General features: G+C 70.5%; 14 protein-coding genes. 10 read left to right on the top strand and 4 right to left on the bottom strand.

Annotated elements, in window-relative coordinates:
• The first annotated feature begins 103 nt into the window (after positions 1 to 103).
• The 5 genes from rpsO (at position 104) to PUT80_RS31200 (ending at position 5,500) form a co-directional block, all read left to right on the top strand.
• Positions 104 to 373 (top strand): 30S ribosomal protein S15, encoded by a 270-nt coding sequence (gene rpsO / locus PUT80_RS31220; protein ID WP_009080476.1) that lies wholly within the window; start codon positions 104 to 106, stop codon positions 371 to 373.
• Positions 374 to 610: 237 nt separating this feature from the next.
• Positions 611 to 2,857 (top strand): polyribonucleotide nucleotidyltransferase, encoded by a 2,247-nt coding sequence (locus PUT80_RS31215; RefSeq protein ID WP_275294330.1) that lies wholly within the window; start codon positions 611 to 613, stop codon positions 2,855 to 2,857.
• An 86-nt stretch (positions 2,858 to 2,943) separates the two neighbouring features.
• Positions 2,944 to 4,308 carry a pitrilysin family protein gene (locus tag PUT80_RS31210; RefSeq protein ID WP_275294329.1) on the top strand — a complete coding sequence of 455 codons (1,365 nt, stop codon included), beginning with the start codon at positions 2,944 to 2,946 and terminating at the stop codon, positions 4,306 to 4,308.
• On the top strand, positions 4,305 to 5,054 hold the full coding sequence (gene dapB, locus PUT80_RS31205; RefSeq protein WP_037812509.1) for a 4-hydroxy-tetrahydrodipicolinate reductase: 750 nt from the start codon (positions 4,305 to 4,307) through the stop codon (positions 5,052 to 5,054). The genes PUT80_RS31210 and dapB overlap by 4 nt, the downstream gene beginning before the upstream one ends.
• Positions 5,051 to 5,500 (top strand): tetratricopeptide repeat protein, encoded by a 450-nt coding sequence (locus PUT80_RS31200; protein WP_037812508.1) that lies wholly within the window; start codon positions 5,051 to 5,053, stop codon positions 5,498 to 5,500. The genes dapB and PUT80_RS31200 overlap by 4 nt, the downstream gene beginning before the upstream one ends.
• Before the next feature lie 89 nt (positions 5,501 to 5,589).
• Here the strand turns inward: PUT80_RS31200 and PUT80_RS31195 are convergent, their stop codons facing one another.
• Complete coding sequence (locus tag PUT80_RS31195; protein ID WP_037812507.1) at positions 5,590 to 6,105, bottom strand: membrane protein; 516 nt, start codon at positions 6,103 to 6,105, stop codon at positions 5,590 to 5,592.
• A gap of 152 nt (positions 6,106 to 6,257) precedes the next feature.
• Between PUT80_RS31195 and PUT80_RS31190 the strand changes: the two genes are divergently transcribed.
• Positions 6,258 to 6,734, top strand: coding sequence for a GtrA family protein (locus tag PUT80_RS31190; protein ID WP_078870439.1), 477 nt, complete (start codon positions 6,258 to 6,260; stop codon positions 6,732 to 6,734).
• Here the strand turns inward: PUT80_RS31190 and PUT80_RS31185 are convergent.
• Positions 6,724 to 7,278 carry a GNAT family N-acetyltransferase gene (locus PUT80_RS31185; protein ID WP_037812502.1) on the bottom strand — a complete coding sequence of 185 codons (555 nt, stop codon included), beginning with the start codon at positions 7,276 to 7,278 and terminating at the stop codon, positions 6,724 to 6,726. The genes PUT80_RS31190 and PUT80_RS31185 overlap by 11 nt on opposite strands.
• 50 nt (positions 7,279 to 7,328) lie before the next feature.
• Between PUT80_RS31185 and PUT80_RS31180 the strand changes: the two genes are divergently transcribed.
• Positions 7,329 to 8,543 (top strand): crosslink repair DNA glycosylase YcaQ family protein, encoded by a 1,215-nt coding sequence (locus PUT80_RS31180; protein ID WP_037812500.1) that lies wholly within the window; start codon positions 7,329 to 7,331, stop codon positions 8,541 to 8,543.
• A 489-nt stretch (positions 8,544 to 9,032) separates the two neighbouring features.
• Here PUT80_RS31180 and PUT80_RS31175 read toward each other — a convergent pair whose 3' ends face one another.
• Positions 9,033 to 9,908 carry a DUF4097 family beta strand repeat-containing protein gene (locus PUT80_RS31175; protein WP_275294343.1) on the bottom strand — a complete coding sequence of 292 codons (876 nt, stop codon included), beginning with the start codon at positions 9,906 to 9,908 and terminating at the stop codon, positions 9,033 to 9,035.
• Positions 9,909 to 10,207: 299 nt separating this feature from the next.
• On the bottom strand, positions 10,208 to 10,735 hold the full coding sequence (locus tag PUT80_RS31170) for a toxin-antitoxin system HicB family antitoxin (protein WP_043827030.1): 528 nt from the start codon (positions 10,733 to 10,735) through the stop codon (positions 10,208 to 10,210).
• A gap of 84 nt (positions 10,736 to 10,819) precedes the next feature.
• On the opposite strand from PUT80_RS31170, the gene thyX reads away from it, so the two are divergent.
• The 3 genes from thyX (at position 10,820) to PUT80_RS31155 (ending at position 13,423) form a co-directional block, all read left to right on the top strand.
• Positions 10,820 to 11,578 carry an FAD-dependent thymidylate synthase gene (gene thyX, locus PUT80_RS31165; RefSeq protein WP_037812497.1) on the top strand — a complete coding sequence of 253 codons (759 nt, stop codon included), beginning with the start codon at positions 10,820 to 10,822 and terminating at the stop codon, positions 11,576 to 11,578.
• Positions 11,579 to 11,588: 10 nt separating this feature from the next.
• A complete protein-coding gene (locus tag PUT80_RS31160; RefSeq protein ID WP_134728550.1) occupies positions 11,589 to 11,987 on the top strand; it encodes an ACT domain-containing protein in 399 nt (132 codons plus the stop codon).
• Positions 11,988 to 12,181: 194 nt separating this feature from the next.
• On the top strand, positions 12,182 to 13,423 hold the full coding sequence (locus PUT80_RS31155) for an Nramp family divalent metal transporter (protein ID WP_275294328.1): 1,242 nt from the start codon (positions 12,182 to 12,184) through the stop codon (positions 13,421 to 13,423).
• The last annotated feature ends 61 nt before the right edge of the window (positions 13,424 to 13,484 follow it).

Raw genomic sequence — 13,484 nt, 5'->3', positions numbered from 1 at the left:
CGCAATCGGGTCCGGCTGCAGTCCGTGGCGGCCGCGACCGTCTCACCCGGCCGCGTGGCGCGGTGCGGGCCTCACGGCACTAGATGCACAAGGAGCACCACCAGTGGCGCTGTCCACCGAAGAGAAGAAGACGATCCTCGCCGAGTACGGGCTGCACGACTCGGACACCGGATCCCCCGAGGCCCAGGTCGCGCTGCTCACCAAGCGGATCATCGGCCTCACCGAACACCTGAAGACCCACAAGCACGACCACCACTCCCGTCGCGGTCTCCTGCTGCTGGTCGGCCGTCGCCGCCGGCTGCTGAACTACACGGAAAAGGTGGACGTGGCGCGGTACCGGGACCTGATCAAGCGTCTCGGCCTGCGCCGATAGCGTGCTGACGAGGGGGAGCGGCTTCGGCCGCTCCCCCTCGCCGCAAGCACACCCCCCACACGGCGCGAGCGCGCTGGAGGAACGATCTCGCCGGTCCTCGGTAGTGGTTCCCGGGCAACGGACCCGGGGGCTTCGATCGAAGACCGGCCTCACACCTCCTCGAGCGTCCTCGGGCGAACCGGGTCCCACAGTGGGAGACTCTCGCCGTACGAAGGAACCAAAGAGGAGATTGACCATATGACCGACTCCACCGGAGTCACCGTGTTCGAGACCGAAGCCGTTCTGGACAACGGCCGGTTCGGCACCCGCACCGTCCGGTTCGAGACCGGCCGGCTCGCCAAGCAGGCCGCCGGCGCCGTCGTCGCGTACCTGGACGAAGAGACCATGCTGCTGTCGGCGACCACGGCGTCGAAGCACCCGAAGGAGCACTTCGACTTCTTCCCGCTGACCGTGGACGTCGAGGAGCGGATGTACGCCGCCGGCCGCATCCCGGGCGCGTTCTTCCGCCGCGAGGGCCGCCCGTCGACCGACGCCATCCTCACCGCCCGCCTGATCGACCGCCCGCTGCGCCCGTCCTTCGCCGACGGCCTCCGCAACGAGATCCAGGTCGTCATCACCGTCCAGAGCCTCAACCCGGACGACCCGTACGACGTGCTGGCGATCAACGCCGCGTCGGCCTCCACCCAGATCGCCGGCCTGCCGTTCTCCGGCCCGGTCGGCGGCGTGCGCGTCGCGCTGATCGAGGACCAGTGGGTCGCGTTCCCGACCTGGCCGCAGCTCGAGAAGGCCACCTTCAACATGGTGGTCGCGGGCCGCATCGTGGGCGACGACGTCGCGATCATGATGGTCGAGGCCGAGGGCACCGAGCACACGCTCGACCTGATCGCCGACGGCGGCACCGCGCCCGACGAGACCACCGTCGCGCAGGGCCTCGAGGCTGCGAAGCCGTTCATCCGCGTGCTGTGCGAGGCGCAGCAGCGCCTGGCCGCCGACGCCGCGAAGCCGACCGGCGAGTTCCCGCTGTACCCGGCCTACCAGCCGGACATCTACGAGGCCGTCGCCGCGATCGCGTCCGACGAGCTCGCCAAGGCGCTGCAGATCGCCGGCAAGCAGGAGCGCGACGCCGCGACCGACGAGGTCAAGGCCGCCGTCCTGGAGAAGCTCGGCCTCGGCGAGGGCGAGGCCTTCGAGGGCCGCGACAAGGAGGTCGGCGGTGCGTTCAAGGCGCTGACCAAGAAGATCATGCGCACCCGCGTCCTCACCGAGAAGATCCGGATGGACGGCCGCGGCCTGACCGACATCCGCCAGCTCTCGGCCGAGGTCGCCGTGATCCCGCGGGCGCACGGTTCGGCGCTGTTCGAGCGCGGCGAGACCCAGATCCTGGGCGTCACCACGCTGAACATGCTCCGCATGGAGCAGCAGATCGACTCGCTGTCGCCGGAGACGACGAAGCGCTACCTGCACCACTACAACTTCCCGCCGTTCTCCACCGGCGAGACCGGCCGCGTCGGTTCGCCGAAGCGGCGCGAGATCGGCCACGGCATGCTCGCCGAGCGCGCCCTGGTGCCGGTGCTGCCGAAGCGGGACGAGTTCCCGTACGCGATCCGCCAGGTCTCCGAGGCGCTGGGCTCCAACGGCTCCACCTCGATGGGCTCGGTCTGCGCGTCCACCATGGGCCTGTTCAACGCCGGCGTGCCGCTGAAGGCTCCGGTCGCGGGCATCGCCATGGGCCTGGTGTCCGACGAGGTCGACGGCGAGACGCGTTATGTCGCGCTCACCGACATCCTCGGCGCCGAGGACGCGCTGGGCGACATGGACTTCAAGGTCGCCGGCACGAAGGACATCATCACCGCGCTGCAGCTGGACACCAAGCTGGACGGCATCCCGTCCGAGGTGCTCGCGGCCGCGCTGAAGCAGGCGAAGGACGCTCGCCTCACCATCCTGGAAGTCATCGCCGAGGCGATCGACGGCCCGGACGAGATGAGCCCGTACGCCCCGCGCGTCACGTCGGTGAAGATCCCGGTCGACAAGATCGGCGAGGTCATCGGGCCGAAGGGCAAGATGATCAACTCGATCACCGAGGAGACCGGCGCCGACATCTCGATCGAGGACGACGGCACGATCTACGTGGGCGCGGCCGACGGCCCGTCGGCGGAGGCGGCGATCGGCAAGATCAACGCCATCGCCAACCCGCAGCTGCCGAAGGTCGGCGAGCGCTTCCTGGGCACCGTGGTGAAGACGGCCGCGTTCGGCGCGTTCGTCTCGCTGCTGCCGGGCAAGGACGGCCTCGTGCACATCTCGAAGCTGGGCAACGGCAAGCGGATCGCGAAGGTCGAGGACGTGGTGAACGTCGGCGACAAGATCCGCGTCGAGATCGCCGACATCGACAACCGCGGCAAGATCAGCCTGATCGTCGTCAAGGAAGAAGAGGCGGCGAAGCCCGCTGAAGGCGACGCGGAGGCGGAGAAGGCCGAAGCCAAGTAAGGCTCGCGCCCCGCACAGCTTGGTCCGTGAAGGCCCCCTCTCCGGCCGGGGAGGGGGCCTTCACCGCATGTGAGCAAAGGAATCCATTGGCACGGCAGGTTTCCGGGCACGAGCAGCCCGTCGGCACGACCCGTACGCTCGAGTCCACTTCGGACGGTGCGGTCGTCAAGCGGAGCGTCCTTCCCGGCGGCCTGCGGGTGATCACCGAGCACGTCCCGGCGTCCCGGTCGGCGACGGTCGGGCTGTGGGTCGGGGTCGGTTCGCGGGACGAGCCGTCGCCGGTCGCGGGCGCGGCGCACTACCTGGAACACTTGCTGTTCAAGGGAACCGCCCACCGCGACGCCACCCAGATCGCGGAGGAGATCGACGCGGTCGGCGGCGAATTCAACGCCTTCACCGCGAAAGAGCACACCTGCTACTACGCCCAGGTCCTGGACGCGGATCTGCCGCTGGCGCTCGACCTCGTCACCGACGTGGTCTTCGAAGCGCAGTGCACCGATCGCGACATGGACATGGAGCGCAGCGTCGTCCTCGAAGAGATCGCGATGCGCGACGACGACCCGGAAGACCTGCTGCACGAGGAGTTCGTCAGCGCGATCCTCGGCGACCACCCGCTGGGCCGTCCGGTGCTGGGCACGGAAAAGTCCATCACCGAGATGTCGCCGGTCGCGCTGCGCGGCTTCTACCGCCGTCGCTACACCCTGCCGCGGATGGTGCTCGCGGTCGCCGGGAACGTCGAACACGCCCAGGTGCTGCGGCTGGTCAAGCGCGCACTGAACGATCGCCTGGGCGGCACGGCGACGCCGGTCGCGCCGCGGTCCGGCCGTGCGCGGCTCAAGACGGTGCCGAAGCTGGCGCTGCACCCGGACGACACCGAACAGGCGCACGTGATGCTCGGCTTCCGCGCGCTGCCGCGGCACGACGAGCGCCGGTTCACCCTGTCGGTGCTCAACGCGGCGCTCGGCGGCGGCATGAGTTCGCGGCTCTTCCAGGAGATCCGGGAGCGGCGAGGCCTGGCGTACCAGGTGTATTCGTCGGTGGCGAGCTACGCCGACCTCGGGCACATGTCGGTGTACGCGGGCTGCCAGCCGGAGCGCCTCGGCCAGGTCGCCGGCGTGATCCGCGAGGTGCTCGATTCGGTCGCCGCGGACGGGCTGTCCGACGCCGAGGTCGCGCGCGCCAAGGGGCAGCTGCGCGGCGGGCTCGTGCTGGGCCTGGAGGACACGTCGTCGCGGATGTCCCGGATCGGCAAGAACGAGCTGAACTACGCCCGGTACCTGGGCGTGGACGACACGATCGCGCGGATCGACGCGGTCACGACCGAAGACGTGTGTGCGCTCGCTCGCACTCTGCTGCGGCGCCCCGGCGGGGTGTCGTCCGCGGCGGTGGTGGGGCCGTACGCTCACGCCGACGACCTGCCGGACGATCTGCACGAGGTGATCGCGTTATGACCGAGTCCCCGATCCGCGTCGGCGTGCTGGGCGCACGCGGCCGCATGGGCGCCACCGTGGTGAAAGCCGTGGAAGGCGCCGCGGACCAGGAACTGGTGGCCGCGCTGGACGCGGGCGACGATTTCGCCGCGCTCGAGAACGCCCAGGTGGTCGTGGACTTCACGCATCCGGACGCGGTGATGGACAACCTGCGCTGGCTGATCGCGCACGACCTGCACGCGGTCGTGGGGACTACTGGCTTCAGCGAGGAGCGGCTGGCCGAACTGCGCGGGCTGCTGGCGGACAAGCCGTCGGTGGGCGTGCTGATCGCCCCGAACTTCGCGCTGGGCGCGGTGCTGGCGATGCGGTTCGCGGCGCAGGCGGCGAAGTTCTACGCCTCGGCCGAGATCATCGAACTGCACCACAACCGCAAGGCCGACGCCCCGTCCGGCACCGCCGCGCACACCGCGCGGATGATCGCCGCCGCGCGGGCCGAGGCCGGGGTCACTCCCGGCTCGGACGCCACCACGTCCGAATTGGACGGTGCCCGCGGCGCCTCCGTCGAGGACGTCCACGTGCACTCGGTCCGGCTGCCGGGCCTGGTGGCGCACGAGGAGATCCTGTTCGGCGGCGAGGGCGAAACCCTGACCATCCGGCACGATTCGCTGGACCGGACGTCGTTCATGCCCGGCGTCCTGCTCGGCGTGCGCTCGGTGGTGTCGCGTCCCGGCCTGACGGTCGGCCTGGAGAACGTGCTCGACCTGTGAAAGCTCGCAATTTCGCGCTGCTGATGACGGCGGCGCTCGTGGTGTACCTCGTCCTGCTGGCCGACCGGGCCGTGGCGCTGCTGCAGACCGGGACGCCGGCCGGGATCGCGCTGGGCATCGGCGTGTTCCTGCTGCCGCTGCTGGGCGTGTGGATCGTCGTGGTGACGTGGCGCTCCGGCCTGCAGATCCAGCGGCTGTCGCGGCGATTGGACGCCGAGGGCGGCCTGCCGGACGTGTCGGACCTGCCGCGCCGCCCGTCCGGCCGCGTGGACCGCGACGCCGCGGATGCGTGGTTCGACGAACGCCGCGCGGAGGTCGAGGCGGACCAGGAAAACTGGCGGCCCTGGTACCGGCTGGCGTACGCGTACGACATCGCGGGCGACCGGCGGCGGGCGCGGGCGACCATGCGCAAGGCGATCGAACTGGAAGCGGCGGAACGGAAGTAGCGCCGGCACCGCACTCCCGCTGATGTTCGTGAGGGGCACCCTGAGGGAATCAGATTCCCTCAGGGTGCCCCTCACGTACGTCTAGTCGCTTACTGCAGCCAGCCGGCGAACATCGCGGGCGAAGCCGCCAGCAGGCTGAACCGCACCCACCGCCCGGCGAGGCCCGCGGCGAGGAACGTCGTCAGCCGCATCCGGACCATCCCGGCGAGCACGCTCGTCGCCATGAACGGGGGCAGCCCGACGAGCGAGCTGACCCCGTAGGTGCCGGTCATCCAGTGCGGATGGCGCTGGCAGCGTTCGCGCAGCGCCTCGATCTTGCCGCGGATCACCTTGGTGCGCAGCTGCCAGCGGACCCGTCGCGGCGTCATCGGGCGTTCGCGGTGCAGCCGGTCGTGAAGGAATTTCGGGAGCCGGATCGAGCCGCGTGCGGCCAGGTAGTACATCAGTTTCCCGGCGATCTGCCCGACCGCTACCGCGCCGCCCAGCCACAGCCAGGGCACGCCGGGCTGGCTCGCGCAGAGGCCGATGACGAAGAGCTCGGCGTTGATCAGCGGCACGATCGCCGAGCCGAAGGCGACGCCGAGGGTGATGAGCACCCATCCCATCGCGCCACCCCCTCCGTGTCCGTGCTCACTCCAAGCTATCAGCCATCACGAAAAGATCACGGGGGTTAACCCCACTCTTTCCCGGGGAGCCAACCCCAGAAGATCACCTGGCCGACCGGTCTCGGACACCTTCTGCTGCCACTCTCGAACCCGTGCCTGAGGTGCCGATCGCCGACCGTTTCGCCGGGTTGTGTGCCGCCGTCGTGCGCGTACTGCCATTCGGGTTGCCGCGGATCGTCGCGCCGAGTTTCCTCGGTTTCGCGGTGATCAACGGCTTCACCTTCGGTGTCGATCTTCTGCTGCTGACGCTGTTTCACGGCGGGTTGAAGTGGCCGGTGTGGCTGTCGATCAGCGTCGCATACGTGGTCGCGTTCGGGTTGAGTTTCGTGCTGAACCGAGCGCTCAACTTCCGTTCGCACGCGCCGGTGGGCCGCCAGGCGGTGCTGTACGTGGCGGCGATCGCCGTGAACTACCTGGCGTTTTTGCTCGGGCTGGGCGCTGGATTGGCCGCGCTGGGCGTCGAATACCACCTGTCGCGGCTGATCGCCGGGGCGTGCGAGGGCGTGTTCATGTACTCGGTGATGCGCTGGGTGGTCTTCGCGAAGCGCGAAGAGCCGGTCAGTGTGTGAGTTCCAGTTCCAGGGTGCCGGTGAGCCGGACCTCGCGCAGCGTGCCGCGGCCGGTGTCGAGGGTGCGGACGGTGCCGTCGGGAGACCAGCCGGCGCGGCGGTAGAAGCCGAGCGTCGCGTGGTCGGACTGCGCGACCCAGGTGATGCCGCGGCTGAGCCCGTTCGCGCGCAGGTCGGCGGCGGCGGTCGCGAGCAGCCGCCCGGCGTGCCCGCGACGGCCCCAGCGCGGCTCGACCACCAGCGACGCGATCAGGCCGGGTGCGTCCTCGGGCGCTGACCCGTCGGCCGCGGCGGCTTCGTCCTGCGGGGCCGGGCCCGCGACGCAGTAGCCGACCGTGAAGGAGCCCTCGGCGGCCAGGTAGACGCGGGAGCCGGGGTACTCGATCGTCTCCGCCCAGGTGCCTTCGAGGTCGGCCTTGTCGAGTTCGTCGATGGCTTCGTCGCCCAGCAGGCCGGCGTAGGCGGCCCGCCAGGTCAGCCGCTGGATGCGGGCGATCTCCGCGGCGTCGGACGGGTTCGCGGGACGGACTTCGGCGGCACTCACGCGGGCAATGTACCGAAACTGTCGGGGGTGGCTGGCACCATGGCGGAATCATGCAGACGATCAGCCTTTCCGCCGCCCGCCGCACCGCTCTGGCCGCGCAGGGGTTCGCCGACCCGCGGCCCGCCTCCGACCCGACCCGGCGGCACCTCGCCAAGGTGCTGTCGCGGGTCCAGTTGCTGCAGCTGGACTCGGTCAACGTCGCCGTGCGCGCGCACTACATGCCGCTGTTCTCGCGACTGGGCGCGTACGACCCGGCGCTGGTCGACGACGCCGCGTGGAGCCACCGCGCCCGACGGCCGCGGCTGCTGGTCGAGTCGTGGGCGCACGAGGCGAGCCTGCTGCCGATCGAAGACTGGCCGCTGCTGCGGTCCGGCGCGAAGCGGGACGGCTGGTGGCGGAACTACACCAAGGTGGTCGACACGATGCCCGGCCTGCTCGACGACGTGCTGGCGGTCGTCAAGGAACACGGCCCGATCGGCGCCGGAGCGATCGAGAAGGAACTGGAGACCGAGGCGGTCCGGCGCGGGCCGGGTGCGTGGTGGGAACGCTCGGTGGTGAAGAAGGCGTGCGAGTACCTGTTCGGCGTCGGCCAGCTGAGCACCGGAACGCGGCGGTCCTTCGAGCGGCTGTACGACCTGACGGAGCGAGTCGTGCCGCCGGAGATCCTGTCCCGCAAGGTTTCCGCGGAGGAGGGCGCGCGCGGCCTGATCGACCGTTCGGCGCGGGCACTGGGCGTGGCAACGGAAACCGATCTGCGCGACTACTACCGCCTTGGCCCGGACGTCTCTCGGCAAGCTGTCCAGGAGCTGGTCGAGGAAGGCGTCCTGGAGCCGGTCCAGGTGGCCGATTGGCGCGCGGTCGCGTACCGGCACGCCGACGCGCGGACGCCGCGGGCAGTGTCCGGGCGGGCTTTGCTGTGCCCGTTCGACCCGCTGATCTGGGAACGCGCGCGGACGGAGCGGTTGTTCGGATTCCGGTACCGCATCGAGATTTACGTGCCGGAACCGAAGCGGGAGTACGGGTATTACGTGTTCCCGTTCCTGCTGGACGGCGCGCTGTCCGCACGAGTGGACCTGAAATCCGACCGGGCGGCCGGGGTGCTGCGGGTGCAAGGCGCGTTCGCCGAACCCGGTGCCGACCAGCCGCGAGTGGCAGCGGAACTGGCCGGAGAACTGCGAACGATGGCGGAATGGCAAGGCCTGGACGGCGTGGCAGTGGGGGAGCGGGGGGACCTGGCCCGGGCATTGCGACGAGCGGTGAAGTAAGCGGGGGCTAGTGGGTGTTGGTGCTTACCGGAATTGCCACTCACGACGGCCGCGGAAGTCTTTGCCGCGGCGGGTGAGGTTGGCGGGCGCGGAGGTCCTTGCTTGGCATGCGGGAGGTTCCCGGCGGCTCGCGGAAGTTCCCGGTGGTTATGGCGTGGCGCGCGGAAGTTTGCGGCAGCTGCCGGGCGTGAGAAAGCGTGCTCGGCTGCGGAGGACTCGCAGGCCAAAACGGCCGCCGAGCTTCGACCCGGCTGAATGAAGCAGGCCTCGCGCCCGCAGGACAACCCTGACCCGTCCCGAACCCATTGCGGCACCCCGCGTCCAGCCCATCACCGCCAGAAACGCTTTGCCCCGCCAGGAAAACCCCGTGCAGCACGAAGCGGCGGGCCGCCCCGGGATGCCTCCGGTGCGGCCCGCCGCCTCCCCCTTGCATCCGTCTGCTCGGCGCACTCGGGGTAGTGGAGTGTGCAGGCCAAAGCAGACGGGATGTCAGCCCGCCGCGCGGGTCACCACTGCGTTGCCGGTTCCGGTGCGGGCGCGGACTTTCAGCGCGACCGCGCCCTCCGGCGGCGTTTCCGAGACGTCCAGTTCGCTCGAAACCCGCCCGGCCGCCGACGCCAGTTCCACTTCCGCTCGCACTCCGCTCCGGATGCCGACGCGCACCTCTCCCGAGCCGGTGATCAGTTCGAGCGAGCCGGACGCCGCGTCGGCCACCGAGAGGTCGCCGCTGCCGGTGCGGGCCATGACGTCGCCCTCGACCGCGCCCAGCCAGACGTTTCCGGTGCCGGTGCCGAGCGTTGCCGGTCCGGCGATCGACGCCGCTTCGACCGAGCCGCTTCCGCTGCGCAACTGCAGTCCGGCCAGGGTCGGGCCGAGTTTCACGGCTCCTGTTCCGGTCCGGATGGTGGCCGCGCCGTCCGCGCGTTCCAGCGACACTTCGCCGGACCCGGTGAGGATGTCCGCGCGGCCCGCGGCGCCGGTCACCGTGACGTCCGCCGAACCCGCGCGCACTTCGAGGTGCGACCCGGCCGGCGCGTGCACCGTCACCGCTACCGGGACGTTCCGCAGCTGCCACGCCTTGGCCGCCCGCACGACGATCCGGTTGCCCGTCTTCTCGATCCGCGCCTGGCGCACCGCGTCGGCGACCGAGAACTCCGGCACGCCGCCGAACTGGTCGCCGAACTTCTCGCCGACCCACGACAGCAGGCTGCTGACCCCGTTCACCCACGACGGCTGATCGCCCGCGTCGTGCTGCAACCGCACCGTCACCCCGGACTCCCGCCCGAGCACGACCTCGACCCGCCCGATCGTGACGCCCAGGTCCAGTTCGACCGGACCGTCCGCCTCGAAGTCCTGCAGCCGCACGTACGGACCCGGTTCCGCGCTGTCGGAACCCGCCGAAGCGTCGTCCGCGGAACTGTCCGAAGTGGACGCCGCTTCGCCCGTGGGGGCGGCAGATTCGCTGGCCGCCTCCGAAGCGCCGTCGCCCGCCGAGCTGTCCGAAGTGGACGCAGCCTCGCCCGCGGGAGCGGCAGATTCGGCGGATGTCGTCGAAGCAGCGTCGGCGCTGGCCGCTTCCTCCGTCCCGAAGCCAGGTTCCCCAACCCGGTCTTCGGCGTTCTTCCCCTGGTCTTCCCGGTTCTCGCCCATGGTGGTGCCCCCTTCTAGCCTTCGACCCAGCCGTGCAGCTTGGTCTCGGTGCGGCCCCCGCCGCTGCTGCTGTCGTGCCAGCGCTGGTGCCGTTGCTGGTGCTGCTGCGCCTGGCCGAGCGCCCCCTGCACGGCCTGCGCCACGAACGTGTTCAGCGAAACCCCCTGCGCGGCCGCCGCCTGTTCGGCCTGGCCCTTGATCTGCTCGACCAGCCGCAGCGTGATCCGCGAGATGTCGCCGCCGTCGATCGGAGGGGCGGGCGGTGGCGGCGGCGGGGGAGGCGCGGACGAAGAACGGTCCTCGCCGCCGGTCACCACCACGCGCACGTCCCGGCCGTCGAGCCGGACGTCCACGACCTGGCCGGGCAGCGCGGCGGTCACCTCGGCCGCCAGGTCGGCCAGCGCGTTCATCAGCGTCAGCCGGACCGCCGGCTCCAGAGCAGACGACAGCAGTGCGGCCGCCCGCCGGGTCTGCTCGTCCCCGGCGGAGGCCGTGTTCGCGAGGTCTTCGCGAAGGTTCGCGATATACGGCGTCAAGTCCATGACACCACTATGGCGTCACCAATGACGTCACGTCAAGGCGCGGTGATGTCACCCGTGCCGCCGGGTTAGGCTGGCGGAGCCGACATGAGGGGAGCGAGACCGGTGCCGCCCAAGGTGCAGCTGATCGCGAAAACCGAGTTCTTCCCGCCCGAGGACGTGCCCTGGTCCACCGACGCCGACGGAGGCGAAGCGCTCGCCGAGTTCGCCGGGCGCGCCTGCTACCAGTCCTGGGAGAAGCCGAATCCCGCGACCGCGACCAACGCCGGATACCTCGAGCACGTCATCGACGTCGGCCACCTGGCCGTGCTGGAGCACGGGTCGGTCACCTTCTACCTGTCCGGGATCTCCCGTTCGCTCACCCACGAGCTCATCCGGCACCGGCATTTCTCCTACTCCCAGCTCTCCCGGCGCTACGTTCCCGAGCGCGACGCCGAGTTCGTCGAGCCGGACGTCATCGCCGAAGACCCGGTGCTGCACGAGAAATTCGTCAAGGCGACGCAGGCCAGCGCGGCCGCGTACGACGAGCTGCTCGCCGGGCTGGAGGAGAAGTTCGCGGACACGCCCAGCGCCACCCTGCGCCGCAAGCAAGCGCGCCAGGCGGCCCGCGCCGTGTTGCCGAACGCGACCGAAACCCGCATCGTCGTCACCGGAAACTACCGAGCCTGGCGGCATTTCATCGCGATGCGCGCCACCGAGCACGCGGACGTCGAGATCCGTTCGCTGGCCATCGAATGCCTGCGGCAGCTGCACAAGGCGGCGGCCAACGTGTTCGCCGACTTCACGATTTCGACCCTGCCCGACGGCACCGAGATCGCCTCGAGCCCGAAAGTGCTGGAAGGCTGACAACGCACTGATGAAACACCTGACGATCGACCTCCGCCCCGGCCCCTACTCGGTCGTGCGGCTGCCCGCCGACGCCGCCGTTCCCGCCGAACTGCTCGAACCCGGCGAGCCCGCGCTCGTGTCGGTCACCCGCACGCCCGACGAGCTGTCGGTGATCTGCCCGACCGGCCGTGAACCCGAAGGCGGCACCGTCGAGGACGGCTGGCGGCTGTTCACCGTGCGCGGGCCGCTCGAATTCACCCTCACCGGCATCATCTCCGCGCTCGCTTCGGAGCTGGCGGCGGCGGGCGTCGCGCTGTTCTCGCTGTCCACCTTCGACACCGATCACATCCTCGTGCGCTCGGACGACCTCGACCGCGCCGTGGCGGCGTTCCGCGACGCCGGGCACGAAGTGCTCCTGCCTGCCTGACGAAAGTCCGTGAAGGGCTCCTTGCCGGAATCTGATTCCCTCAAGGAGCCCTTCACGGACCGCCCCGCCGCGCCCGACGCGCGATGCCGACGTCTGCGAGGGCGGGCGCGGCGTGGCGCAGCACACCCTTGCCCCGCAAAGTTCGGCATGCCTAAACTTCGAGTTGGGGCGACCGATACCAGGGAGTGGCGCACATGGCGGTGGCGGAAGCGGCACGTCCGCGCGGCGTGGCCCGGCTGCGCGCCGGCTGGGCGCTGCTCGGACCGGCGTTCGTCGCCGCGATCGCCTACGTCGACCCGGGCAACGTGGCGGCCAACGTCAGCGCCGGGGCGCGCTACGGCTACCTGCTGGTGTGGGTGATCGTCGCGGCGAACCTGATGGCCGTGCTGGTGCAGTACCTGTCGGCGAAGCTCGGTCTCGTCACCGGCCAGTCGCTGCCCGAGGCACTGCGCGACCGGTTGTCCGGCCGGGCGCGGCTCGCGTACTGGGCGCAGGCGGAGATCGTCGCGATCGCCACCGACCTGGCCGAGGTCGTCGGCGGCGCGATCGCGCTCAACCTCCTTTTCGGGCTCCCGCTGGTCGCGGGCGGGCTCATCACCGGACTCGTGTCGCTGGTGCTGCTCGCGGTGCAGGACCGAGGCGGACAGCGCCCGTTCGAATGCGTCGTGACCGGCCTGCTGGTGGTGATCGCGGTCGGGTTCCTGGCGAGCCTGTTCGTCGAATCGCCGTCGGCAGCCGGGATCGCGAACGGCCTGATCCCTCGCTTCAGCGGCGGCGACAGCGTGCTGATCGCGGCCGCGATGCTCGGCGCGACGGTGATGCCGCACGCGGTGTACCTCCACTCCGGACTGGTCCGCGACCGGCACGGCAAACCGGAACCCGAGCGGCGCAGGCGGCTGCTGCGGGCGACCCGCTACGACGTCGGGTTCGCGATGCTGCTCGCCGGCGCGGTGAACCTCGGCATGCTGCTCGTGGCCGCGACGAATCTCCAAGGCCAGCAAGGCGTCGACACCATCGAAGGCGCACACGGCGCGGTCGCCGCCGCGCTCGGGCCAGGGGTCGCGCTGCTGTTCGCGATCGGGCTGCTCGCGTCCGGGCTGGCGTCGACCTCGGTCGGCGCGTACGCGGGCGCGATGATCATGCAAGGCTTGCTGCGCAAGAGGATTCCGATCGTGGTGCGGCGGCTCGTCACGCTCACTCCGGCGATCGTCGTGCTCGCGCTGGGTGCCGATCCGAGTGCCGCGCTGGTGGTTTCGCAGGTGGTGCTGTCGTTCGGCATCCCGTTCGCGCTCGTCCCGCTCATCCGGCTTACCTCCGACCGCGGGCTCATGGGCACGGACGTCAACCGCCGGACCACCACGGTGCTCGCCGCGGTCATCGCGGCGGTGATCATCCTGCTCAACGTCGTGCTGATCGTGCTCACCTTCACCGGCTGACGCCGTCCTGACCGGACGGAACCGGCAAGGCTGTCGGACGGTCGGACTAGCATCTGCGCGA

Source organism: Amycolatopsis sp. La24, from assembly GCF_029087445.1.
In the GTDB taxonomy this organism is placed as follows: domain Bacteria; phylum Actinomycetota; class Actinomycetes; order Mycobacteriales; family Pseudonocardiaceae; genus Amycolatopsis; species Amycolatopsis nivea.
Note: the sequence above shows the minus strand (reverse complement) of the source record. Positions and strands in the feature narration are given on the sequence as shown.

Coding starts and splice junctions, on each gene's coding strand:
- PUT80_RS31215 (WP_275294330.1), top strand. CDS start 611: ATGACCGACTCCACCGGAGTCACCGTGTTCGAGACCGAAGCCGTTCTG.
- dapB (WP_037812509.1), top strand. CDS start 4,305: ATGACCGAGTCCCCGATCCGCGTCGGCGTGCTGGGCGCACGCGGCCGC.
- PUT80_RS31195 (WP_037812507.1), bottom strand. CDS start 6,105: ATGGGATGGGTGCTCATCACCCTCGGCGTCGCCTTCGGCTCGGCGATC.
- PUT80_RS31180 (WP_037812500.1), top strand. CDS start 7,329: ATGCAGACGATCAGCCTTTCCGCCGCCCGCCGCACCGCTCTGGCCGCG.
- PUT80_RS31170 (WP_043827030.1), bottom strand. CDS start 10,735: ATGGACTTGACGCCGTATATCGCGAACCTTCGCGAAGACCTCGCGAAC.
- thyX (WP_037812497.1), top strand. CDS start 10,820: ATGAGGGGAGCGAGACCGGTGCCGCCCAAGGTGCAGCTGATCGCGAAA.
- PUT80_RS31160 (WP_134728550.1), top strand. CDS start 11,589: ATGAAACACCTGACGATCGACCTCCGCCCCGGCCCCTACTCGGTCGTG.
- PUT80_RS31155 (WP_275294328.1), top strand. CDS start 12,182: ATGGCGGTGGCGGAAGCGGCACGTCCGCGCGGCGTGGCCCGGCTGCGC.